The 24,461-nt window shown below is 73.3% G+C and carries 21 protein-coding genes; 16 read left to right on the top strand and 5 right to left on the bottom strand.

The genetic code is table 11. The annotated features are described in order from the left end of the window. Window positions 1-69: 69 nt before the first annotated feature. The 15 genes from HLB15_RS04400 to HLB15_RS04330 all read left to right on the top strand — a co-directional run bounded on the left by HLB15_RS04400 (window position 70) and on the right by HLB15_RS04330 (window position 16,502). On the top strand, window positions 70-1,734 hold the full coding sequence (locus HLB15_RS04400; RefSeq protein ID WP_171104070.1) for an ABC transporter substrate-binding protein: 1,665 nt from the start codon (window positions 70-72) through the stop codon (window positions 1,732-1,734). Then, entirely contained in the window at window positions 1,734-2,681 is a 948-nt protein-coding gene (locus HLB15_RS04395; RefSeq protein WP_171104068.1) for an ABC transporter permease, read from the top strand. The genes HLB15_RS04400 and HLB15_RS04395 overlap by 1 nt, the downstream gene beginning before the upstream one ends. Then, complete coding sequence (locus HLB15_RS04390) at window positions 2,678-3,526, top strand: ABC transporter permease (protein WP_171104066.1); 849 nt, start codon at window positions 2,678-2,680, stop codon at window positions 3,524-3,526. Before HLB15_RS04395 ends, HLB15_RS04390 begins: the two co-directional genes overlap by 4 nt. Further along, window positions 3,523-5,232 carry a dipeptide ABC transporter ATP-binding protein gene (locus HLB15_RS04385; RefSeq protein WP_171104064.1) on the top strand — a complete coding sequence of 570 codons (1,710 nt, stop codon included), beginning with the start codon at window positions 3,523-3,525 and terminating at the stop codon, window positions 5,230-5,232. The genes HLB15_RS04390 and HLB15_RS04385 overlap by 4 nt, the downstream gene beginning before the upstream one ends. Next, window positions 5,229-6,107 (top strand): DUF1684 domain-containing protein, encoded by an 879-nt coding sequence (locus HLB15_RS04380; RefSeq protein ID WP_171104062.1) that lies wholly within the window; start codon window positions 5,229-5,231, stop codon window positions 6,105-6,107. Before HLB15_RS04385 ends, HLB15_RS04380 begins: the two co-directional genes overlap by 4 nt. Continuing rightward, on the top strand, window positions 6,104-7,297 hold the full coding sequence (locus HLB15_RS04375; RefSeq protein WP_171104059.1) for an LLM class flavin-dependent oxidoreductase: 1,194 nt from the start codon (window positions 6,104-6,106) through the stop codon (window positions 7,295-7,297). Before HLB15_RS04380 ends, HLB15_RS04375 begins: the two co-directional genes overlap by 4 nt. A gap of 55 nt (window positions 7,298-7,352) precedes the next feature. Then, entirely contained in the window at window positions 7,353-8,474 is a 1,122-nt protein-coding gene (locus tag HLB15_RS04370; protein WP_171104057.1) for an LLM class flavin-dependent oxidoreductase, read from the top strand. Then, complete coding sequence (locus HLB15_RS04365) at window positions 8,474-9,616, top strand: LLM class flavin-dependent oxidoreductase (RefSeq protein ID WP_171104055.1); 1,143 nt, start codon at window positions 8,474-8,476, stop codon at window positions 9,614-9,616. The genes HLB15_RS04370 and HLB15_RS04365 overlap by 1 nt, the downstream gene beginning before the upstream one ends. Continuing rightward, the gene (locus HLB15_RS04360; protein WP_171104053.1) at window positions 9,613-10,158 is read left to right on the top strand and encodes an NAD(P)H-dependent oxidoreductase; all 546 of its coding nucleotides are present in this window, start codon (window positions 9,613-9,615) and stop codon (window positions 10,156-10,158) included. Before HLB15_RS04365 ends, HLB15_RS04360 begins: the two co-directional genes overlap by 4 nt. A gap of 1,003 nt (window positions 10,159-11,161) precedes the next feature. Next, window positions 11,162-12,142, top strand: coding sequence for a DNA-binding protein WhiA (gene whiA, locus HLB15_RS04355; RefSeq protein WP_171104051.1), 981 nt, complete (start codon window positions 11,162-11,164; stop codon window positions 12,140-12,142). A 322-nt stretch (window positions 12,143-12,464) separates the two neighbouring features. Next, on the top strand, window positions 12,465-13,469 hold the full coding sequence (gene gap, locus HLB15_RS04350) for a type I glyceraldehyde-3-phosphate dehydrogenase (protein WP_171104048.1): 1,005 nt from the start codon (window positions 12,465-12,467) through the stop codon (window positions 13,467-13,469). Window positions 13,470-13,593: 124 nt separating this feature from the next. Continuing rightward, window positions 13,594-14,793, top strand: a complete 1,200-nt coding sequence (locus HLB15_RS04345; RefSeq protein WP_171104046.1) for a phosphoglycerate kinase — start codon at window positions 13,594-13,596, stop codon at window positions 14,791-14,793. A 56-nt stretch (window positions 14,794-14,849) separates the two neighbouring features. After that, window positions 14,850-15,620 carry a triose-phosphate isomerase gene (gene tpiA / locus HLB15_RS04340; RefSeq protein ID WP_212759498.1) on the top strand — a complete coding sequence of 257 codons (771 nt, stop codon included), beginning with the start codon at window positions 14,850-14,852 and terminating at the stop codon, window positions 15,618-15,620. Between the two features lie 223 nt (window positions 15,621-15,843). Then, window positions 15,844-16,086 (top strand): preprotein translocase subunit SecG, encoded by a 243-nt coding sequence (secG, locus tag HLB15_RS24455; RefSeq protein ID WP_171104042.1) that lies wholly within the window; start codon window positions 15,844-15,846, stop codon window positions 16,084-16,086. Window positions 16,087-16,139: 53 nt separating this feature from the next. Then, window positions 16,140-16,502 carry an RNA polymerase-binding protein RbpA gene (locus tag HLB15_RS04330; protein WP_171104040.1) on the top strand — a complete coding sequence of 121 codons (363 nt, stop codon included), beginning with the start codon at window positions 16,140-16,142 and terminating at the stop codon, window positions 16,500-16,502. 128 nt (window positions 16,503-16,630) lie between these two features. On the opposite strand, the gene pgl is transcribed toward HLB15_RS04330, so the two are convergent. From pgl to tkt, 5 genes are read right to left on the bottom strand one after another with little or no spacing between them, the layout of a single operon-like run. Next, window positions 16,631-17,401: a 6-phosphogluconolactonase gene (gene pgl, locus HLB15_RS04325; protein WP_171104039.1), complete on the bottom strand. Its 771-nt coding sequence runs from the start codon at window positions 17,399-17,401 to the stop codon at window positions 16,631-16,633. Then, window positions 17,401-18,330: a glucose-6-phosphate dehydrogenase assembly protein OpcA gene (gene opcA, locus HLB15_RS04320; RefSeq protein WP_171104037.1), complete on the bottom strand. Its 930-nt coding sequence runs from the start codon at window positions 18,328-18,330 to the stop codon at window positions 17,401-17,403. The genes pgl and opcA overlap by 1 nt, the downstream gene beginning before the upstream one ends. Beyond that, window positions 18,327-19,889, bottom strand: a complete 1,563-nt coding sequence (zwf, locus tag HLB15_RS04315; protein WP_171104035.1) for a glucose-6-phosphate dehydrogenase — start codon at window positions 19,887-19,889, stop codon at window positions 18,327-18,329. Before zwf ends, opcA begins: the two co-directional genes overlap by 4 nt. Continuing rightward, complete coding sequence (gene tal / locus HLB15_RS04310; protein ID WP_171104032.1) at window positions 19,886-21,028, bottom strand: transaldolase; 1,143 nt, start codon at window positions 21,026-21,028, stop codon at window positions 19,886-19,888. The genes zwf and tal overlap by 4 nt, the downstream gene beginning before the upstream one ends. A 37-nt stretch (window positions 21,029-21,065) precedes the next feature. Beyond that, the gene (gene tkt / locus HLB15_RS04305) at window positions 21,066-23,171 is read right to left on the bottom strand and encodes a transketolase (RefSeq protein ID WP_171104030.1); all 2,106 of its coding nucleotides are present in this window, start codon (window positions 23,169-23,171) and stop codon (window positions 21,066-21,068) included. A gap of 303 nt (window positions 23,172-23,474) precedes the next feature. Here tkt and HLB15_RS04300 point away from each other — a divergent pair, with 303 nt between their 5' ends. After that, window positions 23,475-24,458 (top strand): heme o synthase, encoded by a 984-nt coding sequence (locus HLB15_RS04300; RefSeq protein ID WP_171104028.1) that lies wholly within the window; start codon window positions 23,475-23,477, stop codon window positions 24,456-24,458. The last annotated feature ends 3 nt before the right edge of the window (window positions 24,459-24,461 follow it).

The following is a 24,461-nucleotide window of genomic DNA, read 5'->3' as shown; positions in this document are numbered from 1 at the left end:
GGGCCTGAGTGCACCCGCACGCAGGTCTGCCTCGGCGTGCCCTCGCGCGGACATCGGAGAGGACCTCGCATGTACCCGACCAGCCGTCAGCAGGACGCACCCCTGCGCCGCTCCGCCCGGCGCGCCGCCTCGATCGCCGCCGTCCTCGGCGCCTGCCTCGCGCTGGCCGGCTGCGCGGGCACCGCAGCGCAGGGGGCAGGCCAGGAGGCAGGTCCTGCCGAGCCCGCCCCGGGCGGCACCCTGCGGTTCGCGCTCGGCGCGGCACCGCAGGGCGTGGACCCGCAGCAGGTCGGCACCAACGTGAGCATCTACGTCGCACGCCAGCTCGCCGACTCGCTCACCGACCAGGACCCGGTGACCGGCCGCATCGAGCCGTGGCTCGCGGAGAGCTGGGACATCAGCGACGACCTCACCCGCTTCACGTTCCACCTGCGCGAGGGCGTCACGTTCTCCGACGGCAGCGACCTGACCGCGGACGACGTCAAGGCAGGCTTCGACGCGATCGCGGGCGACCTCGGGGCGACCGCCCCGCTCGCGGCGAGCTACCTGGCCGGCTACGAGGGCACAGAGATCGCCGACGACCACACCCTCACCGTCGTCTTCGACGCACCGAACGCCCAGTTCCTGCAGGCGACCTCGACCGTGTCGCTCGCGGTGCTGGCGCAGGAGACCGCCGCCGTCGACCCGTCCGAGCGGTTGCAGGGCGAGATCGTCGGGTCGGGCCCCTTCGTCCTGGAGAGCTACACGCAGGACCAGGGTGCCGTGCTCACGCGCCGCGCCGGGTACGACTGGGCGCCCGCGTCCGCCGCCCACGACGGCGAGGCGTACCTCGACCGCATCGAGTTCTCCGTGGTGCCGGAGTCCGGCGTGCGCGCGGGCGGTCTCGCGTCCGACCAGTTCGACGCCGTCGGCGACGTGCTGCCGCAGGACGTGCCGCAGATCGAGGGCTCGGGCGGCACCGTCCTGACCCGCGCGAACCCCGGCGTGCCGTTCATCCTCCAGCCCAACCTCACGCGCCCGCCGCTGGACGACGCCGACGTCCGCCGCGCACTGCTGCTCGCCGTCGACCGGACCGAGCTCGTCGACACGGTGCTCTCCGACGCCTTCGAGCCGGCCACCGGCGTGCTCGCCTCCACGACGCCGGGTTACGTGGACCGGTCCGACCGGCTCGCGTTCGACCCCGACGAGGCGGGCCGCATCCTCGGTGCGGCGGGCTGGACGCCCGGCGCCGACGGCATCCGGGTCAAGGACGGCGAGCCCCTCGAGCTCGAGGTCACCTACGCGCCCGTGTTCACGGGCAGCGGCCCGGTGCTCGAGCTGGTCGCCCAGCAGCTCCGCGCCGTCGGCGTCGACCTGCGTCTGCGCCAGGTCACCGCGGCGGAGCAGACCACCGCGCAGCAGTCGGGCGACTACGACCTGTACTACTACAACGTCACCCGGGCCGACGCCGACATCCTGCGCACGCAGTTCTCGACGGCGCAGCGCAACCTCAGCCTGCGCGAGGCGGACGACGTCGTCGACCCCCTGCTGGAGGAGCAGCTCGGCGAGCGTGACGCGGACGCGAGGGCCGCGCTCGTCGCCGACGCGCAGGACGCGATCCTCGACGACGCCCTCGCGGTACCGCTGTTCGAGCTCTCGCAGTCGATCGGCGTGCGCGGAGACGTGCACGACGTCACCTTCGACGCCTCCTCCCGCCTCCTGTTCCACGACGCCTGGATCGAGCAGGAGGGCTGATGGCCGCCTACGTCCTGCGCCGGGTCGGCGGCGCCGTCGGGGTGCTCTGGGCGGCGTTCACCGTCTCCTACCTCATCCTCTACCTGCTGCCGAGCGACCCCGTCGCGATCATGCTCGACCAGGGCGCGGGCGGCGAGCGCGTCGACCCCGCCCGCGTGGCCGAGCTGCGCGAGCGGTACGGGTTCGACCAGGGGCCCGTCCAGCAGTACCTCACCCTCCTCGGCCGCGCCCTCACGGGTGACCTCGGCACGTCGATCAGCAGCGGGGCGCCCGTCGCGGGACTCATCGCCGACGCCCTGCCGCAGACCGCCCAGCTGGCGGGCCTCGCGCTCGTGCTCGGGCTGGCCGGCGGGACCGCGATCGCGGGGCTCGCGTCGTGGACCCGTGCCGCCTGGCTCCGCGACCTCCTGCTCCTGCTGCCGCCGCTCGGTGTCGCCGTGCCCGGCTTCTGGGTGGGCCTGGTCCTGCTGCACCTGTTCTCGTTCACCTGGTTCGTCTTCCCGGCCGTCGGCAACGAGGGGTTCTCCGCGCTCGTGCTGCCCGCCGTCACGCTCGCGGTCGGGCTGTCGGCCGTCGTCGCGCAGGTGCTCGCCCAGGGACTGCGCGAGGCGTGGCGGGCCCCCTACGTGGAGGTCGCCTTCGCCAAGGGTGCCGGTCGGGGCCGGGTGCTGGCGGCGCACGTGGCGCGCAACGGGTCGCTGCCCACCGTCACCGTGCTCGGCGTGCTCGTGGGCAACCTGCTCGGCGGCACGGTCGTGGTCGAGACGGTGTTCTCCCGCCAGGGCTTCGGCCGCCTCGTCGAGAACGCCGTGACGACGCAGGACATCCCGGTGGTCCAGGGGCTCGTCGTGGTCGCGGCGGCGGTCTTCGTCACCACGAGCCTGCTCGCCGACCTCGCCCACCCGCTGCTCGACCCCCGCGTCACCACCGCACGGGGCGCGCGATGACGGCGCTCCGGCCCCCGGTGCGTCCCGCCGGCCGGCTCGCCGCCCTCGCCCGCCCCGCGACCCTCGTGGCGGCGCTCGCCGTCGCCGTCGTCCTCCTGTGGGCGCTCGCCCCCGGTCTGTTCACCGGCCACGACCCGGTCACCGGCGTGCCCGCCGAACGGCTCCAGGCCCCCGGCGCCGCCCACTGGTTCGGCACCGACCACCTCGGCCGCGACCTGTACGCACGCACCGTGCACGGCACCAGCCTGTCCGTGCGCGCCGCGCTCCTGGCCATCGCCGTCGCCCTCGTCGCGGGCTCCGCCGTCGGGCTCGTCGCCGGGTTCACGGGCGGCCCCGTCGACGAGGCGCTCATGCGCGGCACCGACGTGCTGCTCGCCATCCCCGGCCTGCTCCTGTCGCTCGCGGTCGTCACGGCACTCGGCTTCGGCACGGTCAAGGTCGCGATCGCCGTCGGCGTCGCCTCCGTCGCCACCTTCGCGCGCGTCATGCGCACCCAGGTGCTGCGCGTCCGGCACGCCACCTACGTCGAGGCAGCACGTCTCGCCGGCGCCGGCCGCGCCGCCGTCCTGCTGCGCCACGTCCTGCCCAACGCGGCAGGGCCCGTGCTGGCGCTCGCGGCGGTCGAGCTCGGCGCGGTGATCCTCGCGGTCTCGGCCCTGAGCTTCCTCGGGTACGGGGCCACGCCGCCGACGCCGGAGTGGGGCTCGCTCGTCGCCGAGGGGCGTGACTACCTGGCCGTGGCGTGGTGGTACTCGACCCTGCCGGGTCTCGTCGTCGCCGTGTTCGTGCTCGCCGTCGGCGTGCTGGGGCGGGCGCTGGCCCGCGAGGGGAGGACCGACCGATGACCTTCACGACGAGGCAGGCCGCCGCGCGGGACGTGGTGCCCGTTCCCGGGGCCGTCGGGGCGGGGGAGGGCGCGCCCGGTGCCCTGCTCACGGTGCGCGGTCTGCGCGTCGCGTACGGCGGCCGCGAGGTGGTGCACGGCATCGACCTGGACGTGCGGCCCGGCGAGGTCGTCGCGCTCGTGGGCGAGTCGGGCAGCGGCAAGTCCACCACCGCGCACGCGCTCGTCGGCCTGCTGCCCGACGGCGGGCACGTCACCGGGGGCGAGGTGCGCCTCACCGACACCGGGCACGAGCGGGCGGTGTCGCTCACCGCGCTGCTGCCGGACGCGTGGCGGCGTGTGCGCGGCGTCCGCATCGGCCTCGTGCCGCAGGACCCCGGCGCGGGCCTCGACCCGGTCGTGCGGGTCGGGGAGCAGGTCGCCGAGGCGCTCGTGGTGCACGGCACGCCGCGGCGGGACGCGCGCCGCCGGGCCGTCGAGATCCTCGGTGCCGTCGGCCTGGACCACCCGGAGCTGCGCGCCCGCCAGTACCCGCACCAGCTCTCGGGCGGCATGCGGCAGCGCGTGCTCGTCGGCATCGCGACGGCGTGCGAGCCGCGCCTCGTGATCGCCGACGAGCCGACGTCGGCCCTCGACGTGACGGTGCAGCGCCGGGTGCTCGACCTGCTCGCGGACCTCACGTCCCGCACCGGCACGGCCGTGCTGCTCATCACCCACGACCTCGCCGTGGCGGCCCACCGCGCGGACCGCGTCGTGGTGCTCAAGGACGGGCGGGTCGTGGAGGAGGGCCCCGCGCGGCAGGTGCTCGGTGCACCCGCGCACCCGTACACCCGCGAGCTCGTCGCCGCGGTGCCGGGACGGGCGACGTCGGCGGCGGCAACAAATAGTGTGCCAAGCGCCGCCGTCCTCCCCGACGCGGCCGCCGCACCAGCGCTCCTGGAGGCGCGGGGGCTCGTCAAGGAGTTCCGGCTCGGCCGCGGTCGGCGGCTGCGCGCCGTCGACGACGTGTCGTTCACCGTGCCGCGGGGTTCGGCGTACGCACTGGTGGGGGAGTCGGGGTCGGGCAAGTCGACGACCGCACGCCTCGTGCTCGGCCTGGAGCGCCCGGACGCCGGGTCGGTGCGGCTGGACGGTGCGCCCGTCGCCGACGACCGTGCGACCCGGCGCAGGACCCAGCTCGTGCACCAGGACCCGTACTCGTCGCTCGACCCGCGGTTCACGGTGTCCGCGGTCGTGCAGGAGCCGCTGCGCGCGCACCGGGTCGGTGACCGGGCCGAGCGGCGCGACCGGGTCGCCCACCTGCTCGAGCAGGTGCACCTGTCGCCGGACCTGGCCGGGCGTCGCCCCGCGGAGCTCTCGGGCGGACAGCGGCAGCGTGTGGCCATCGCCCGTGCCCTCGCGCTCGACCCGGAGCTGCTGGTGCTCGACGAGCCGACCTCCGCGCTCGACGTGTCGGTGCAGGCCCGCGTGCTCGAGCTGCTGGACCGGCTCCGGGCCGAGCGGGGCCTGACCTACCTGTTCGTGTCCCACGACCTCGCGGTGGTGCGCCAGGTCGCCGACCACGTCGGCGTGCTGAGCGCCGGCCGGCTCGTGGAGACCGGCCCCGTCGGCCGCGTCTTCGACCACCCCGCCCACCCCTACACCGCCGACCTGATCGCCGCGATCCCCGGCGCCGCCCGGCGCCCTGACCGGAAGGACCACCCATGACCGGAACCCTCGGGAGCACACGGGCCGCGACGTCGGGCGCGCAGGCCGCGGACCGGCACGCGGCCTGGCGCGCCGCCCGCGACCGCGCGCTGCGCGCCCCGCACGGCTGGCTGTCGCCGACCGCCCTGCTGTGGCCCACGTCGACCCCCGGCCGCCTGCCGGGGCTCCCCGGCGAGTGGTGGGTCGCCGACGACCGGCTCCTGACCCGAGCCGTGGCAGGCGACGAGAGCGTCCTGGTGGGCGAGCTCGTCGAGTACGGCGGCCCGACGGCGGTCTCCGTGGCCGAGGGGCGCAGCCTCGTGCTCGGCACGTTCCTGCCCGCGGGGCGCTCCGGCACGGCGTCGGACGGCGACCCGGACGGTGGTTCGGACGGCGAGCGGGAGGTCGCCGTCGAGGTGGTGCGCCGCACCGGCCGGTACGGCCTGCGTCCGCGTGACCCGCTCGCCCCCACCCGCACCGGCTTCACCGGCGTCCCGGCGTTCGCGTACGACCCGGCGTGGGTGCTCGACGCACCCGTGCGCTGGTACGACGAGCCCGCACCACGGACGGTCGGCGCGGCCCGGCCACGGCTGGTGCACCACGTGGAGGCGGTCGGCGAGATCGAGGTCCGGCACGACGGGGCGACGCACGTCCTCGTCCTGACGGGCAGCCGCACCCGGCCGACGGTCCTGTTCACCGACGAGGCGGACGGCGTCGCGCCGTGGCGGGTCGTCGACGTCGAGGCAGGGGACGAGCAGCAGGGCACCGTCCGCGTCGACCTCAACCGGGCGACCAACCTGCCGTTCGCGTTCACCGACCACGGCACGTGCCCCGCCCCGGTGCCCGGCAACCACCTGCCGTTCGCCGTGACCGCGGGCGAGAGGGCACCGCGATGACGACGCCTGCCACCACGCCTCACGCCGTGCCGCTGTCCGTGCTCGACCTCGCGCTGGTCCCCGAGGGCGGCACCGGCGCCGAGGCGCTCCGCGACGCCGTCGACCTCGCCGTCGACCTCGACGAGCTCGGGTACCGGCGCGTCTGGTACGCCGAGCACCACCTCGCGCCGGGCGTCGCCTCGGCGGCACCGGCCGTCCTGGCCTCCGCCGTCGCCGCCCGCACGTCCCGCATCCGGGTCGGCTCGGGCGCCGTGCTCCTGTCGACGACGTCGCCCCTGGTCGCCGCGGAGCAGTTCGGCACGATCGCCGCCCTGCACCCCGGACGCGTCGATCTCGGCCTGGGGCGGGCGTTCACCGTGCCGCCGTCGGGCGGGCGACCGGCCCCGCCGCCCCGTCCGGTGCCGTCGGCCGGTCCCCGCGTCGTGGACGGGCTGTACGTGCCGCCCGCCCCGCCCACCGGGCTCGACGACCCCGCGCTCCGCGACCGCCTGGCCGCCCAGCAGGAGGTCGTCGGCGCCCAGCGCACACCCGGCGGCCTGCGGGCGGAGGTGGAGCTCGTGCTCGGCCTCCGGCGCGGCATGTACCGCGACGCGGACGGCGGCGCGTGGTCGAGCCCGCCCGTCGAGGGCGCGGCGTTCGACCTGTGGCTGCTCGCCTCCAGCGGCGGCGAGAGCGCCCGTGTGGCCGGCGAGCTGGGTCTGCCCCTCGCGGCGAACTTCCACGTCAGCCCGGCGACGGTGCTGGACACCGTCGCGGCCTACCGGGCGGCGTTCCGGCCGGGAGTGCTGAGGGCGCCGTACGTGCTCGTGTCGGCGGACGTACTCGTCGCCGACACCCTGGAGCAGGCCCGCGCGCTCGCCGAGCCGTTCGCCGACTGGGTGCTGTCCATCCGGCGCGGCGAGCGCGGTGCGGTCCCGTACCCGGCGCCGGGATCCAGCACACCGTGGACCGACCGGCCCGACGACGAGCGCGCGCTCGTGGCCGACCGGGTCGACACCCGGATCGTCGGCGACCCCGAGACGGTCGTCGAGCGCCTGTCGACGCTGGCCCGCGTCACCGGCGCCGACGAGCTGCTGGTCACCACCGCCGCGCACGACCACGCCGCGACCCGCCGGTCGTTCCGGCTCCTCGCCCAGGCGTGGGGCACGACGGCCCCGACCACCGGGGCCGCCGCCGTCGCGACCCGTTGACACCGTCCCCGCCCCCACCCACCCCCGTACCCGTCATCGCGAGAAGGAGAACCCCATGCCCGTCGAGTTCCTCGGCATCGCCGCCACCAACGACGCCTCCGAGACCACCGAGCGCACCACCGAGCCGTTCGACCCCGACTACCTGGTCCGGCTCGCCCGCGCGCACCAGGACAACGGCTGGACCCGCATCCTGTTCGCCTACGGCTCCTCCGGCCCCGAGCCCGCTGCGCTCGCGTCGTACGTCGCCGCGCACGTCCCCGACATCGAGCTGCTGCTGGCGCACCGGCCCAACGTGTCGTACCCGACGTACGCCGCCAAGACGTTCGCGACGCTCGACCAGCTCTCGGGCGGGCGGCTGTCCGTGCACTTCATCTCGGGCGGCAACGACCACGAGCAGGGCCGCGAGGGCGACACCCTGACGAAGGACGAGCGGTACGCCCGCACCCGCGAGTACATCCAGATCGTCAAGCGCGCGTGGACGAGCGCGGAGCCGTTCGACCACCACGGCGAGTTCTACGACTTCGACGACTTCGTGCTCGACACCAAGCCGGTCGACGGACACGTGCCGACCGTCTCGTTCGGCGGCTCGTCGGAGGCCGCGTACCCCGTGGGCGCGGCGGAGGCCGACATCTACGCCGTCTGGGGCGAGCCGCTCGACCGCACCGCCGAGCAGATCGCGCGCGTGCACGCCGAGGCGGAGGCCGCGGGCCGTGCGACGCCGCCGCGGATCCACGCCGCGTTCCGCCCGATCATCGCGCCCACCGAGGAGCTGGCCTGGGAGAAGGCCCACGGCATCCTCGGTCGCATCGAGGCCCGCAAGGCCGCACAGGGCGGGGTGCTGAGCCGGCGCCACCCGATCGACAAGCCCGAGAACGCGGGCTCGCAGCGCCTGCTGGAGATCGCCGCCCAGGGCGAGCGGTTCGACACCGCGCTCTGGACGGCGACAGCGAAGGCGACCGGCGGCGCCGGGAACTCGAACGCGCTCGTCGGCACGCCCGAGCAGGTCGCCGAGGCGCTGCTCGCGTACTACGACCTGGGTGTGCGGGTGATCTCGGCGCGCGGCTACGACCTGCTGGACGACGCGATCGACTTCGGCCGGTACGTGATCCCGCTGGTCAAGGAGGGCGTCGCGGAGCGCGACCGCGCCGCGGCGGGCGGCGCCGAGGTCGCCGCCTGATGCGCTTCCAGGTGCTCGACATCGCCTTCAACCCGCCCCATCCCGTCACGGGCGAGGCGGTACCCGCCGCCGACCGGCTGAACCGGATCGTGGAGACCGCGGTGCTCGCCGAGGAACTCGGGTTCGACTCCTTCGCGGTGGGGGAGCGGCACGCTGGCCCCGTGCTGTCCTCGGCCCCGACCGTGCTGCTCGGTGCGATCGCGGCCGGCACCTCGCGCATCCTGCTCTCCACGGGCGTCACGGTGCTGTCGCTGCACGACCCGATCCGGCTGGCGGAGGACCTCGCCACGGTCGACCAGCTCAGCCGCGGCCGCCTGGAGATCGTCATCGGCAAGGGCAACGAGGACCTCCAGTACCCCCTGCTCGGCCTCGACATCGACAAGCAGTACGAGTACCTGCGGGAGAACTACGAGCTGCTGCGGCTCCTGCTGTCGTCCGAGGACGTCACCTGGGAGGGCAGGTACCGGCACCGCCTGGAGCACGCGACCACGCTGCCGCGCCCCTTCGCCGGTCCGTTCCGCATCTGGCACGGCTCGGCGACGTCGACCTTTGCCGTCGACCTGGCGGCGGAGCACGGCGACCCGATCGTCAGCGCCAACGCCCTGCAGCCGCGCGAGGCGTACGGCGTGCTCATCGACCGGTACCGGGAGCGGTACGCGGCCGCGGGGCACGACCCGGCGTACGGGTTCGTCGGGGCGGGCTCCGGCGGCCTGTTCCTCGCGGACACCACGGAGGAGGCCGTCGAGCAGTACCGCCTGCTCTACGAGGGGCAGGTGCGGCAACAGGACCAGCGCAGGCACGCGCCCGGCGCGGTCGGCAAGGTGACGAGCTTCCGCACCGTCGAGGAAGCGGTCGATCGCGGGCCCGCGCTGGTGGGCCCGCCCGAGCGGGTCGCCGAGAAGATCCTCGACTACCACGCCTCGTTCGGACACGTGCTCCAGTCGGTGTCCGTCAACCACCTGCTCGAGCCCGCACAGCAGGAGGACGTGCTGCGCCGCTTCGCCGCCGAGGTGGTCCCCCTGGTGCGCGCCGAGGTGCGGACGGACCTGTGGGGACCGCGCGACCTGCGCAGGGCGGCGGGATTCACGGCACCCGACCCTGCCGGCAGCACCACGACATCATCAGTGGAGGCGATCGCATGACCGACCGGACACCGCCCGCCGACGGCCTCGTCGTCGTCAGCGGCAACCCGCGGCCCGGGTCGCGCACCCTTGCCGTCGCCGAGGCCGTCGCCCGCCGGCTCGCGCCGGCCCTCGGCCTGTCCGACGGCGACCCGGGCGAGCCCGTCGACCTCGCCCTGCTCGCGCCCGAGGTGCTCACCGGCTCACCGACGGTGACCGCGGCGCGGGAGCGGGTCGCGGCGGCGCGCGTCGTCGTCGTGGCGACGCCGGTCTACAAGGCGTCCTACACCGGACTGCTCAAGGCGTTCCTCGACGGGTACGGCCCGGACGCGCTCGCGGGCGTCGTCGTCGTGCCCGTCGTGGTCTCGGCGAGCCCGGCGCACGCCCTGGCGGGCGAGGTCCACCTGCGACCCGTGCTCGTCGAGCTCGGCGCGTCGGTGCCGACCCGCACCGTCGCGGTCACGGAGGCCCAGCTCCCCGACCTCGACGACCTTCTGCACACCTGGGCGGACCGCTGGGCCGACGTCGTGGCGCGCTCCGCCCCGGCCCGGGTCACCACCTGACGGAACGCCCGCCGTCGGTGCCGTCCCGCGGTGCGCTCCCCGACGTGCCTCCCCGAGCCTCCCCTTGGTGCCTCTTCCCACGATGCCTCCGACCGACCTGGGCACGTCGGCCCCTGGAGCGGCATGTCCTCCCGAGCGTGTTGCCGAGCGTAGGCGTTGTCGACGCTCCGTATCGTGCTCGGGAGCCGGTCACGTGCGGCCGTCCTTCTGGCGCGTCGTGCGCCGGGGCGCGTCCCGTGCCGGAACGGTGGGCCCGCTCGAGCGTGTTGCGGAGCGTCGATCTTGTCGACGCTCCGCGACACCCTCGGGGGAAGGTCTCGCCCGAGGGCCTCGGGGGCGCGTCGGCGGCCGGGCGAGTCGTGCGCCAGTCCGGGCATGCCCTCACGGGCGTGTTGCGGTACGTCGATCTTGTCTACGCACAGCAACGCGCTCGGGGGAAGATCGCTCGCGGACTCGCGGACTCGCGGACTCGCGGACTCGCGGACTCGCGGACTCGCGGACTCGCGGCCTCGCGGACTCGCGGGCGTCGCGACGTGCAGCGCGCGGCCCGTCACCCGCTGCCTTCCCCGCTCGCTGCTCTCGCCGCCGACCGCCGGAGGCCCGTCGGCCCGTGTGCTCTGACCTCGGCCCCTGAACCCGCCGCCCGCCGGTGAGATCTGGTCGTTGCGCTGAGATCTGGTTGTGCGCGGCCAGATCCCACCGTGGACACCAGATCCCACAGCGGACACCAGGCCTCACAGCGGACACCAGGCCTCACAGCGGGCACCAGACCTCACAGCGGGCAGATCTCACCCGGGCCCGAGCGGCACCGGCGCGATCCTGTGCCGGCCGGGGCCGGGGCCGGGGCAGGGGCCGGCGGCGGGCCCGGCGTCGGGCATCGGCGGCGGTGCGACGTGAGACGGAGCACCGCACCCTCCGGGCGAGGCGACACGCCGGGACAATTCCCCCGAGCTTCCGCGATTCGCCTCTCTCGGCGCGAGCCGGACCGTGGCAGGATGACGCCATGGCGCTCACGGGACAGGTCAAGGAGGAGCTCGCTCGGGTGAGGGTCGCGAAGACGTCCTGCCGCAAGGCAGAGGTCTCCGCGACACTGCGGTTCTCCGGCGGCCTCCACATCATCTCCGGGCGGGTCGTGATCGAGGCGGAGCTCGACACCGAGTCGGCCGCGACGCGGCTCCGGCACGCGATCCACGACCTGTACGGGCACAGCAGCGAGCTCATCGTGGTTCAGGCGGGCGGGTTGCGGAAGAGCTCGCGGTTCGTCGTCCGCGTCGTGCGCGAGGGGGAGTCGCTCGCCCGCCAGACGGGCCTGCTCGACGCCCGGGGCCGCCCCGTGCGCGGCCTCGCACCCGAGGTGGTGTCAGCGGGCGTGCAGGAGGCGGAGGCGGTGTGGCGTGGGGCGTTCCTCGCCCACGGCTCGCTCACCGAGCCCGGCCGGTCCATGTCTCTCGAGGTCACCAGCCCCGGCCCGGAGGCGGCGCTCGCGCTCGTCGGTGCCGCTCGCAGGCTCGGGGTCGCCGCCAAGTCGCGCGAGGTGCGGGGCATCGACCGCGTCGTGATCCGCGACGGGGACTCGATCGCGCGCATGCTTGAGCGCATCGGCGCCCCCGAGACCCTCAAGGTCTGGGAGGAGCGGCGCGAGCGCCGCGAGGTGCGCGGCACGGCCAACCGTCTGGCGAACTTCGACGACGCCAACCTGCGCCGGTCGGCGCGGGCCGCCGTGGCGGCGGGGGCGCGCGTGCAGCGCGCGTTCGAGATCCTCGGCGACGAGCTGCCGGACCACCTGCGGCAGGCGGGCGAGCTGCGTCTCGCGCACAAGCAGGCGTCGCTGGAGGAGCTCGGGCGCCTCGCGGACCCGCCCCTGTCCAAGGACGCCGTGGCGGGCCGGATCCGGCGGTTGTTGTCGACGGCCGACAAGCGCGCCCTCGAGCTCGGCATCCCGGACACCGAGGCGGGCCTGCCCGCTGACCTGCTGGATCTCTGAGCCGGGCGCGGGCCGCCCGCGGTGCGGCACAAGGACTTCACCCGGTACTGTGCTGCCCCGCCGCATCCGATTTGTGAGAACGAACAGAACCGGCGGTTTCACACTGTCCGGCTCGGGTCACGGTCGGGTGCGGTTCGGGTATAGGCTCGAAATCGTCAGGTGACGACGCCGTGACCATCGTGTTTCCCGTTCGGGTCGTCGCGTGGTCGCGGTGCCCGGAAACCCTGGCGAACGCCACCCGCCGTCGGGCATCGACGGCAGTGGCGACAGAGACAAGGAACCGTGTGCGCCGGGACGGCCGGCGCCCCCTGAGGAGGGCATTGTGACCATCCGCGTCGGCATCAACGGCTTCGGCCGTATCGGCAGGAACTTCTACCGGGCTCTCGTGGAGTCGGGTGCGGACATCGAGGTCGTTGGCGTCAACGACCTGACCGACAACAAGACCCTGGCCCACCTGCTCAAGTACGACACGGTGCTGGGCCGCTTCGGCAAGTCCGTCGACTTCGACGACGACAACATCATCGTCGACGGCAAGAAGATCCGTGCGCTCGCCGAGCGCGACCCCGCGAACCTCCCCTGGGGCGAGCTGGGCGCCGACATCGTCATCGAGTCGACGGGCTTCTTCACGGACGCCACCAAGGCGAAGGCGCACATCGACGCCGGTGCCAAGAAGGTCATCATCTCGGCCCCCGCCAAGAACGAGGACGCCACGTTCGTCATGGGCGTCAACGACTCCCTGTACGACCCGGCGGCGCACCACATCATCTCGAACGCGTCGTGCACCACGAACTGCCTCGCCCCGCTGGCCAAGGCGCTGAACGACTCGATCGGCATCGAGCGTGGTCTCATGACCACGATCCACGCCTACACGGGTGACCAGAACCTGCAGGACGGCCCGCACAAGGACCTGCGTCGCGCCCGCGCGGCCGCGCAGAACATCGTGCCGACCACCACGGGTGCGGCCAAGGCCGTCGCCCTGGTGCTCCCGGAGCTCAAGGGCAAGCTCGACGGCTACGCCCTGCGCGTGCCGGTCATCACCGGCTCGGCGACGGACCTCACGTTCGAGGCCCCGCGCGACGTGACGGTCGAGGAGGTCAACGCCGCGGTCAAGGCTGCGGCCGAGGGCCCGCTCAAGGGTGTTCTCGAGTACGTCGAGGACGACATCGTCTCGTCGGACATCGTGACGAACCCGCACCAGAGCATCTTCGACGCGAAGCTCACCAAGGTGATCGGCAACCAGGTCAAGGTCGTCTCCTGGTACGACAACGAGTGGGGCTACTCGAACAGCCTCGTCTCGCTCACCGTGCTCGTCGGCCAGAAGCTCTGACCTTCTCCGCCTCGGCGTGAACCCCGACGTCCGCGTGCGCATCGGCCTGCCGGCGCACGCGGACGTCGTCATGTGACGCAAACCCGACCGGGCCCTGGCGGCCGGTCCACGACCTGGAGTGCTCATGAAGACCATCGACTCCCTGGGCGACCTGCGCGGCAAGCGCGTCCTGGTCCGCTCCGACTTCAACGTCCCGCTCGACGGGACGACCATCACGGACGACGGCCGCATCCGCGCCGCGCTGCCCACGCTGAAGCGTCTGACGGACGCCGGCGCACGCGTCGTCGTGACGGCCCACCTGGGCCGCCCGAAGGGCACGCCGGACCCGCAGTACTCGCTGGCCCCCGTCGCTGCCCGCCTGGGCGAGCTGCTGGGCCAGGACGTGGCGCTGGCCGAGGACCTCGTCGGCGAGTCCGCGAAGGCCACGGTCGAGGGCCTGGCCGACGGTCAGGTCGCGCTCCTGGAGAACGTGCGCTTCGACGCCCGTGAGACCTCGAAGGTCGACGCGGAGCGCGCCGAGCTCGCCGGCGAGCTCGCGCAGCTGGCCGACGCGTTCGTCTCCGACGGCTTCGGCGTGGTGCACCGCAAGCAGGCGTCGGTGTACGACGTCGCGCAGGTGCTGCCCGCCGCCGCGGGCGACCTCGTCCTGAACGAGGTCGAGTCGCTGTCGAGGGCGACCGGTGACCCGGAGCGCCCCTACGCCGTGGTGCTCGGCGGGTCGAAGGTCTCGGACAAGCTCGGCGTCATCGCCAACCTGCTCACCAAGGCCGACCGCCTGCTCATCGGCGGGGGCATGGTGTTCACGTTCCTCGCGGCCAAGGGCCTGTCGGTGGGTGACAGCCTGCTCGAGTCGGACCAGATCGACACGGTCAAGGGCTACCTCGCCACGGCGGAGGAGAACGGCGTCGAGATCGTGCTGCCGGTCGACGTCGTCGCGGCCGACTCGTTCGCCGCGGACGCGCCGCACCGGGTGGTCGCCGTCGACGCGATCCCCGAGGGCACCATGGGCCTGGACATCGGCCCGGAGTCCGGGAAGCTGTTCGCGAGCAAGCTCGCCGACGCACGGACGATCGCGTGGAACGGCCCCATGGGCGTGTTCGAGTTCGAGGCGTTCGCCGCAGGCACCACCGCCGTCGCGCAGGGCATCGTGGACGCGACCGCGAGCGGCGCGTTCTCCATCGTGGGTGGCGGCGACTCCGCCGCGGCGGTGCGCGCGCTCGGCTTCGACGAGGCGGGCTTCAGCCACATCTCCACGGGCGGCGGCGCGAGCCTCGAGCTGCTCGAGGGCAAGGAGCTGCCCGGCCTGACGGTCCTCGCCGACTGACCCGCCCCACCCAGACGAAGGAAGAAGCACACGTGGCAACCACTCGCACGCCCCTGATGGCGGGCAACTGGAAGATGAACCTGGACCACCAGCAGGCGATCAGCACGGTCCAGAAGCTCGCCTGGTCCCTCAAGGACGCCAAGCACGACTACTCCGCGGTCGAGGTGGCGGTGCTGCCGCCGTTCACCGACCTGCGCTCGGTGCAGACGCTCGTGGACGGGGACAAGCTGGAGCTCGTCTACGGCGCGCAGGACCTGTCGCGGCACGAGTCCGGCGCCTACACCGGCGAGATCTCGGGCGCGATGCTCGCGAAGCTCGGCTGCACCTACGTGGCCGTGGGCCACTCGGAGCGCCGGGAGTACCACGCGGAGACGGACGACCTCGTCAACGCCAAGGTGCGCACCGCGTTCGCGCACGGCCTGACGCCGATCCTGTGCGTGGGAGAGGGCCTGGACGTCCGCAAGGCGGGCGACCAGGTGCCGTACACGCTCCGGCAGGTCGAGGCCGCGCTGGCCGACGTGCCGCCCGAGCAGGTCGCGAAGATCGTCATCGCGTACGAGCCCGTGTGGGCCATCGGCACGGGCGAGGTCGCGACCCCCGAGGACGCGCAGGAGGTGTGCGGCGCGATCCGCCGCGTGCTGGGCGAGCTGTGCGACCAGACCGTCGCCGAGGGCGTCCGCGTCCTGTACGGCGGCTCCGTGAAGTCGGGCAACGTCGCGCAGATCATGGCGCAGCCCGACGTCGACGGCGCCCTCGTGGGCGGCGCGAGCCTCGACCCCGAGGAGTTCGCGAAGATCGCTCGCTACCAGTCGCACGTCACCGCCTGACCAGCCGTACCGACACGCACCGGGTGCACGGGCCGACACGGCTCGTGCACCCGGTTCGCGTCCCCGCCTGAGGTACCCTCGCAGGTGCGCGACGTGCCCCTCCGACGTCAGGTGCAGGCATCTGAGCAGGGGGTTAGCACTGTGAGGTACGTCTCGCTTACTCTTGACCGGAAATCCGCCGCCGGGTGACGCCCGGCACACCTACAACCGAGGACGTGAACCCGTGGACGTGCTCCGCATCATCCTGGAAGTCCTGCTGGTCCTGACCAGCGCCTTCCTCACCATGCTCATCCTGCTCCACAAGGGCAAGGGTGGCGGGCTGTCCGACATGTTCGGTGGCGGTATCTCGATGGGCGCCGGCTCGTCCGGCGTGGCCGAGCGGAACCTCAACCGCATCACCATCGCCTTCGCCCTCGTGTGGGCCGTGGTGATCGTCCTGCTCGGACTCATCCAGAAGGTCAGCTGACCGGTCGCCAAGCGCCTAGCAGCTGACGGCCGCACACAGAGGGGACGACAGACGTGGCATCAGGCGGTCATGCGATCAGGGGGAGCCGGGTAGGCGCCGGACCCCTCGGCGAGACGGAGCGGGGCGAGACGGCCCCGCGGGTCCGGGTTTCTTACTGGTGTGCCAACGGGCACGAGACGGCGCCGAGCTTCTCGGTGGGCGAGGACGTGGAGGCTCCCACGCAGTGGGACTGCCCGCGCTGCGGCTTCCCCGCAGGGATGGACCCCGCCAACCCGCCCGCACCGGTGCGGAACGAGCCCTACAAGACGCACCTCGCCTACGTGAAGGAGCGCCGGTCCGACGAGGACGGCGCGGCCCTCCTGGAGGAGGCGCTGGAGGCCCTGCGCATCCGCCGGGGCGGACGGGTGGCCGGCTGACCGGCACCGGGGCCGTCCGGACACGCAGCACCGCGGTACACGCACCAGGACACGAACGGAGCGCCTGCTCACCACCCGCTGTGCGGGGGTGAGCAGGCGCTCCGTCGTTCTTCGGCCGCGGGGCGGGCCTACGCCCCCGTACCGGCCGCCTGCGCGTCCAGCAGCCACAGGGTCCTGGCCTGCCCGACGGCGCCCGCGGCGGGCACCTCGGTGACCGGGTCACCCCGTAGCGCGGCGGCCACCCGGTCGGCCTTCTCGGAGCCCGCCGCCACGACCCAGACCTCCCGCGCGGCCCGCAGGGCCTCGAAGGTGAGCGAGACGCGCTCCGGCGGGGGCTTGGGGGAGCCGTGGACGCCCGTGGTCGTCCCCGTCGCCTCCAGGCCCTCGTGCCCCGGGAAGAGGGACGCGACGTGCCCGTCGGGGCCCATGCCGAGCAGCAGGACGTCGAACGCGGGGACGGACGCGCCGTCGTCGCCCGCGTGCTCCGCGAGGAGCCGTGCGTACGCCGCGGCGCCCTCCTCGGGTGTGGCGACCGCCGAGGGCCCGGGCATCGGGTGCACGTTGGCCTCGGGGAGCCCGTGCCCGGCCACGAGCGCGTCGACCAGCGCCTCGCGTGCCTGCGTCTCGTTGCGGTCGGCGTCGCCGTCCGGCAGGAAGCGCTCGTCGCCCCACCACAGGTGGACACCCGACCAGTCGATCGCGCGCACCAGCGGGCTGGTGGCCGCCGCGGCGAGCGTCGCGATGCCCACCGTGCCGCCGGTGAGCACCACGTGCACCGGGGAGCGCACCGACTGCACGTCGAGCACCCGCGTGAGCAGGCGCGCGGCGGCGGCCTCGGCCAGCACCTCCTTGTCGGGGTGCACGACCACGAGCCGCACGCCGGGTGACTCCTGAGCCATCAGGCCGCCGTCCGCGTCGTGAGGGTGCCGAGGCCCCGGATGAGGGTCTCCTCGAAGATCTCGTCCGGGTCGAGCCGGCGCAGCTCCTCGATGAGGGCCTCGTTGAGGGCCCGGATGGGCAGGGCGATGCGCCGGGCGGGCTTGCCGGGCTGCGTGATCGTCACGGTGCGGCCGTCGGGCCGGTCGAGGACGATCGGCCCGCTCCTGCGCTGGAGCGTGACGCGCGTGATGGCGTCGTCGCTCTCGGTGCGCACGACCTCGGCCGGGCAGTTCAGCCGGGCGCCGAGCCACGCGGCGAGGAGGTCGAGCGACGTGTGCCGCTTCTGCCCCTCGACGGTGACCCCGAGCACCGGCTCGAACGGGGGCTGGTCCACGGCCGCGGCGATGAGCGCGCGCCACAGGGTCACGCGCGCCCACGCGAGGTCGGTGTCCCCGGGGGCGTAGGCGCCCGCGAGGTTCTTGAGCATCCCCGACGGGTCCTTCGCCACGGTGCTGTCGATGATCCGGCGGGTCGCCATGGCGCCCACCGGGTCCTGCGACGGCACGGCGGGCGCCTCACGCGGCCACCAGGCCACGATCGGCGCGTCCGGCAGCAGGAGCGGCATGACGAGCGTGTCGGCGCGCTCCAGGAGCGCGCCGGACGCCCGCAGCACGACCACCTCGGAGGCGCCCGCGTCACCGCCCACGCGGATCTGGGCGTCGACCCGGCCCTCGTCGCTGCCGGAGGCCGGCGCGACGACGATCACGCGGCACGGGTGCTCCCTGCTCGCGTCGTTGGCCGCCTCGACGGACTCCTCGACGTCGCCCTCGTCGGCCAGCACCACGAGGGTGAGCACACGGCCGAGGGCCACGGCACCGCCCTCGTCGCGCAGGCGGACGAGCCGCTTGTTGACGTCGTTGGTCGTGGTGTCCGGCATGTCGATGATCATGGACGCCTCCAGGTCCTGCCGTCGCGCTCCATCATGGCGTCCGCCGACGCGGGGCCCCACGTGCCCGACGCGTACGGCTCGGGCTTGCCCTTGCGGGCCCAGTACGAGGTGATCGGGTCGAGGATCTTCCAGGAGAGCTCGACCTCCTCCCGCGTCGGGAACAGCGGCGGGTCGCCGAGCAGCACGTCGAGGATGAGGCGCTCGTACGCCTCGGGGGAGGACTCGGTGAACGAGTGCCCGTACCCGAAGTCCATCGTCACGTCGCGCACCTGCATCGCGGTGCCCGGCACCTTCGCGCCGAACCGCATGGTCACGCCCTCGTCGGGCTGCACGCGGATGACCAGCGCGTTGTTGCCGAGCTCCGACGTCAGGGACGTCTCGAACGGCAGGTGCGGCGCCTTCTTGAACACGACGGCCACCTCGGTGACGCGCCGGCCCAGCCGCTTGCCGTGCCGCAGGTAGAACGGGACGCCCGCCCAGCGGCGGTTGTCGACGTCCACGCGGATGGCGGCGAACGTCTCCGTGGTGGAGTCCTTCGCAATGCCGTCCTCCTCCAGGAAGCCCGGCACCTGCTCGCCGCCCTGCCACCCGGCCTCGTACTGGCCGCGGGCGGTGTGCTTGCCGAGGTCGCGCGGCAGCCGCACCGACGAGAGCACCTTGATCTTCTCGGCGCGCAGCTCGGCGGCGTCGAAGTTCACGGGCTCCTCCATGGCCACCAGCGCCAGGAGCTGGATCAGGTGGTTCTGGATGACGTCGCGCGCGGCGCCGATCCCGTCGTAGTACCCGGCGCGACCGCCGATGCCGATGTCCTCGGCCATCGTGATCTGCACGTGGTCCACGTAGTTCGAGTTCCAGATGGGCTCGAACATGGTGTTCGCGAAGCGCAGGGCGAGCAGGTTCTGGACCGTCTCCTTGCCCAGGTAGTGGTCGATGCGGAACACCGAGTCCTGGTCGAACACCTTGGAGACGACGGCGTCGAGCTCCTGTGCGCTGGCCAGGTCGTGGCCGAACGGCTTCTCGATGACGACACGGCGCCACGCCTTGACGCCGTCGCCGTCCGCGTCGTCGTCCGGCCGGGACAGTCCGTGCTTGGAGAGCTGCTCGCACACCACCGGGAACGCGGACGGCGGCACCGACAGGTAGAAGGCGTGGTTGCCACCCGTGCCGCGCTCCCGGTCCAGGGTCTCGACCGTCTCCCGGAGGCGCTCGAACGCCTCGTCGTCGTCGAAGGAGCCCTGCACGAACCGGATGCCCTCGGCGAGCTGACGCCACGTGGCCTCGCGGAACGGCGTGCGGGCGTGCTCCTTGACGGCGTCGTGCACCACCTGCGCGAAGTCCTGGTCCTCCCACTCCCGGCGGGCGAAGCCCGTCAGGGCGAAGCCCGGCGGCAGGAGGCCGCGGTTGGCGAGGTCGTAGACGGCCGGCATGAGCTTCTTGCGGGCCAGGTCGCCCGTCACGCCGAAGATCACCAGACCGCTCGGCCCGGCGATGCGGGGCAGGCGCAGGTCGAGAGGGTCACGCAGCGGGTTGACGCCCTGCGCGATCTTGGCAGGCTTCACCGCTCACCGGCCTTCGCCTCGTCGAGCCCCGTCTTCGTGGTGGTCAGGAGCTCGTCCCAGCTCACCTCGAACTTGGACACGCCCTCCTGCTCGAGCTGGGCCGTCACCTCGTTCATCGACACACCCACGGCCTCGAGGGCCTGGATCGTCGCCGTGGCCTCCTCGGCCGTGCCGGTGACGGTGTCCGCCAGCACGATGCCGTGGTCGGCGAACGCGTCGAGCGTCTTCTCCGGCATGGTGTTCACCACGCCGGCGACGACGAGCTCGTCGACGTACATCGTGTCGCGGTAGGACGGGTCCTTGACGCCCGTCGAGGCCCACAGCGGCCGCTGCGGCTTGGCGCCCGCGGCCTCGAGGGCCTTCCAGCGCTCGCCGGAGAAGACCTCCGAGTAGGCGGCGTAGGCGAGTCGCGCGTTCGCGATGGCGGCCTGGCCGCGCAGCGCGAGCGCCTCGTCGGTGCCGATCGCGGTCAGGCGCTTGTCGACCTCCGCGTCCACGCGGGACACGAAGAACGACGCCACGGACCCGATCGCCGAGAGGTCGTGGCCCGCCTCCTTCGCCTGCTCGAGGCCGGCCAGGAAGGCGTCCATCACGGCGCGGTAGCGCTCGATGGAGAAGATCAGCGTGACGTTGACGCTGATGCCCTTCGCGAGGGTCGACGTGATGGCGGGCAGACCCTCGACCGTCGCGGGGATCTTGATCATCACGTTCGGCCGGTCGATCGTCTCCCACAGCCGGACGGCCATGGTCGCGGTCGCTGCGGTGTCCCTGGCCAGCCGGGGGTCCACCTCGATGGACACCCGGCCGTCCACCCCGGACGTGGCGTCGTAGACAGGGCGCAGGACGTCGGCGGCGTCACGGACGTCGTCGGTGGTGATGCGCTCGACCGCGGCCTCCACGTCCGACCCGGCCAGCTCGCGCAGGCTGCCGTCGTAGGCGTCCCCCTGGGCGAGCGCCGCCGCGAAGATCGTCGGGTTGGTCGTGACCCCCACGACGTTCTTCGTGGCGACCAGCTCGGCGAGGTTGCCGGAGCGCAGACGCTGGCGGGACAGGTCGTCCAACCAGATCGCGACACCCGCCTCGGACAGCCGTTGGGTGGGGCTGACGTTCTCGCCGGCGGTGCCGGTGCTGTCGGTCATGGTGCTTCCTCTCTCGTGCCCGTACGACCGCTGCGGCTCAGGACGCCGCGGCGATCGACTCCTTGGCGGCCTGGGCGACAGCCTCGGCCGTGATGCCGTACTCGGCGTAGAGGGTCTTGTAGTCGGCGGAGGCCCCGAAGTGCTCGAGCGACACGATGCGGCCGGCGTCGCCGACCACCTCGCGCCAGCCCTGCGCGACGCCCGCCTCGACCGAGACGCGGGCCCGGACGCCCGCGGGGATCACGGACTCGCGGTAGGCCTCGTCCTGCTTGTCGAACCACTCGCGCGACGGCATCGAGACCACGCGGGCCTGCACGCCGTCGGCGGCCAGCAGCTCGCGCGCCTCGACGGCGAGCTGGACCTCGGACCCGGTGCCGACGAGCACGACGTCAGGGGTGCCCTCGGTGTCGAGCAGCACGTAGCCGCCCTTGAGGGTGCCCTCGGCGCCGGCGAACCCGTCGGTGCCGCGCGGGAACGTCGGCACGTTCTGGCGCGTGAGCACCAGGCCCGCCGGGTTCTTCGTGTTCTCCAGGACGCCGCGCCACGCCCAGGCGGTCTCGTTCGCGTCGGCGGGACGCACGACGTCGAGGTTCGGGATGGCCCGCAGCGCCGCGAGGTGCTCGACCGGCTGGTGCGTCGGGCCGTCCTCGCCGAGGCCGATCGAGTCGTGCGTCCACACGAACGTCGACGGGATGCCCATGAGCGCCGCCAGGCGGACGGACGCGCGCATGTAGTCGGCGAACTGGAGGAACGTGCCGCCGTACGGCCGGGTCAGGCCGTGCAGCACGATGCCGTTGAGGATCGCGCCCATCGCGTGCTCGCGGATGCCGAAGTGCAGCGTGCGCCCGTAGGGGTCGCCCGGGAACTTCTTGGTCGCGTGCTCGGCGGGGACGAACGACGGGGCGCCGTCCATGGTCGTGTTGTTCGAGCCGGCCAGGTCGGCCGAGCCGCCCCACAGCTCGGGCAGCACGTCCGCGAGGGCGGAGAGCACCTTGCCCGACGCCGCGCGGGTCGCCACGCCCTTCTCGCTCGCCTCGAACTCGGGCAGCGCGTCGGTCCAGCCCTCGGGCAGCTCGTGCGACCGCAGGCGCTCCAGGAGCGCGGCCTGCTGCGGGTTGGCGTCCTTCCAGGCGGCGAACGCGGCCTCCCAGGCCTTCCGCTGGTCGGCCTGGCGCTCGGCGACGGAGCGCGTGTACGCGAGCACCTCGTCGTCGATCGCGAACGTCTTCTCGGGGTCGAGGCCGAGGGTCTCCTTGAGGCCCTTGATCTCGTCGGCGCCCATGGCCGAGCCGTGGATGCCGCCCGTGTTCTGCTTGGTGGGCGAGGGCCAGCCGATGATGGTGCGCAGCGCGATGATCGACGGCTTGCCGGTCTCGGCCTTGGCGGCGTCGAGCGCGGCGGCGAGGGCGTCGGTGTCCTCCGCGTAGCCGCCGTCGCCCGCGGTCCAGTCCACGCGCTGGGTGTGCCAGCCGTAGGCCTCGTAGCGCTTCAGCACGTCCTCGGTGAACGCGATGTTCGTGTCGTCCTCGATCGAGATCTTGTTGTCGTCCCAGATCACGACCAGGTTGCCGAGCTGCTGGTGGCCGGCGAGCGACGAGGCCTCCGAGGTGACGCCCTCCTGCAGGTCGCCGTCGGAGGCGATGACGTACACGTGGTGGTCGAACGGCGACTCGCCCGGGGCGGCCGCCGGGTCGAGCAGGCCGCGCTCGCGGCGGGCGGCGAACGCCATGCCGACGGCGGAGGCGAGGCCCTGGCCCAGCGGGCCGGTCGTGATCTCGACGCCCGCGGTGTGCCCGTACTCGGGGTGGCCGGGGGTCTTCGAGCCCCAGGTGCGCAGCGCGGCGATGTCGTCCATCTCGAGGCCGTAGCCTGCGAGGAACAGCTGCAGGTAGATCGTCAGCGACGAGTGGCCTGCGCTCAGCACGAACCGGTCACGGCCGACCCAGTCGGGGTCGGCGGGGTCGTGCCGCATGGTCTTCTGGAAGAGGAGGTACGCGGCCGGCGCGAGGGAGATCGCGGTGCCGGGGTGTCCGTTCCCCACCTTCTCGACGGCGTCGGCGGCCAGAGCCTTGATGCTCTTGACGGCTCGCTCGTCGAGCTCCGACCACTCCAGGGGCTTCAGCACGGGGTCGAAAGCGTTCACGAGTCCTCTTTCTCTCCGCCGGCGGCCCCCGGCCGGGCCGGAGAGACGCGCGGCGTGCGTGCGGTGGCGGCGGTGTGCCTGCCACCCGTTGTCGTTCGATTGCGTTCGGTTGCGTCAACAACCCTATACGCGTGGCTCTTCCCGTGCTCGGGCCTGTCCAGGCCCTGAGAGTCCTAGCCTGGCCAGGACAAATCTCACACCGGCGGCCGGGAATGCGGTGCGCGGGCACCTCCGAACGATGCGTACCATGGGCACGCACCCCCACCTGCCCGCAGACCCTCTCGAACGGAACCACGACGCGCCGTGAGCACGAGCCAGACGACGAACGGTCACACCGCGCGTCCCCAGACGTCCACCGCCGGACAGCCCGCAGCAGGCTTCGAGCCGCCGCGGCCGGGTGGCTGGTTCCTGCGGCGCGCGGGCGCCTACGTCGCGCTCACCAAGCCCAGGGTCATCGAGCTGCTGCTGGTCACGACCGTCCCGACGATGATCCTGGCCGCCGACGGCCTGCCGAGCTTCTGGCTGATCCTCGCGACGCTCGTGGGCGGCGCCGGGGCCGCGGGCAGCGCCAACGCGTTCAACATGTGGTGGGACCGTGACATCGACCAGGTCATGAACCGGACGAAGAAGCGTCCGCTGGCCACGGGGGAGATCACCCCGCGCGCCGGCCTCGTGTTCGCCTCGATCCTCGGCCTGCTCTCGCTCGCGTGGTTCGCGCTCGTCATCAACTGGGCGGCGATGTGGCTGACGCTGGCCGCCATCGCGATCTACGTCGTCGGCTACACGATGATCCTCAAGCGCCGCACACCGCAGAACATCGTGTGGGGCGGCATAGCGGGCTGCATGCCGGTGTTCATCGGCTGGGCGTCGGTGACCGGCGGGCTGAGCTGGGCGGCCCTCGCGCTGTTCGGCATCATCTTCTTCTGGACGCCGCCGCACTACTGGCCGCTGTCCATCAAGTTCAAGAAGGACTACGCCGCGGCCCAGGTGCCGATGCTGCCGGTGGTCAGCGACGACCGGCGCGTGGCGGCCGAGATGGTCGGCTACACGCTCGCGATGATCGCGTGCTCCCTGCTGCTCACGCCGCTGGCCGGCATGTCCTGGGTGTACACCGTCGTCGCGGCGGGCCTGGGCGCCTGGTTCCTGTGGTCGACGATCGCCATGCTCCGCAGGGCGCAGGGCCGCGCACGCGGCAAGCTCGGCGCCATGAAGGTGTTCCACGGGTCGATCACCTACCTGTCGCTGCTGTTCCTCGCGGTCGCGGTCGACGTCTTCCTGCCGCTCTGACGC

The sequence above is a fragment of the Promicromonospora citrea genome (genome assembly GCF_013004695.1).
In the GTDB taxonomy this organism is placed as follows: domain Bacteria; phylum Actinomycetota; class Actinomycetes; order Actinomycetales; family Cellulomonadaceae; genus Promicromonospora; species Promicromonospora citrea.
Note: the sequence above shows the minus strand (reverse complement) of the source record. Positions and strands in the feature narration are given on the sequence as shown.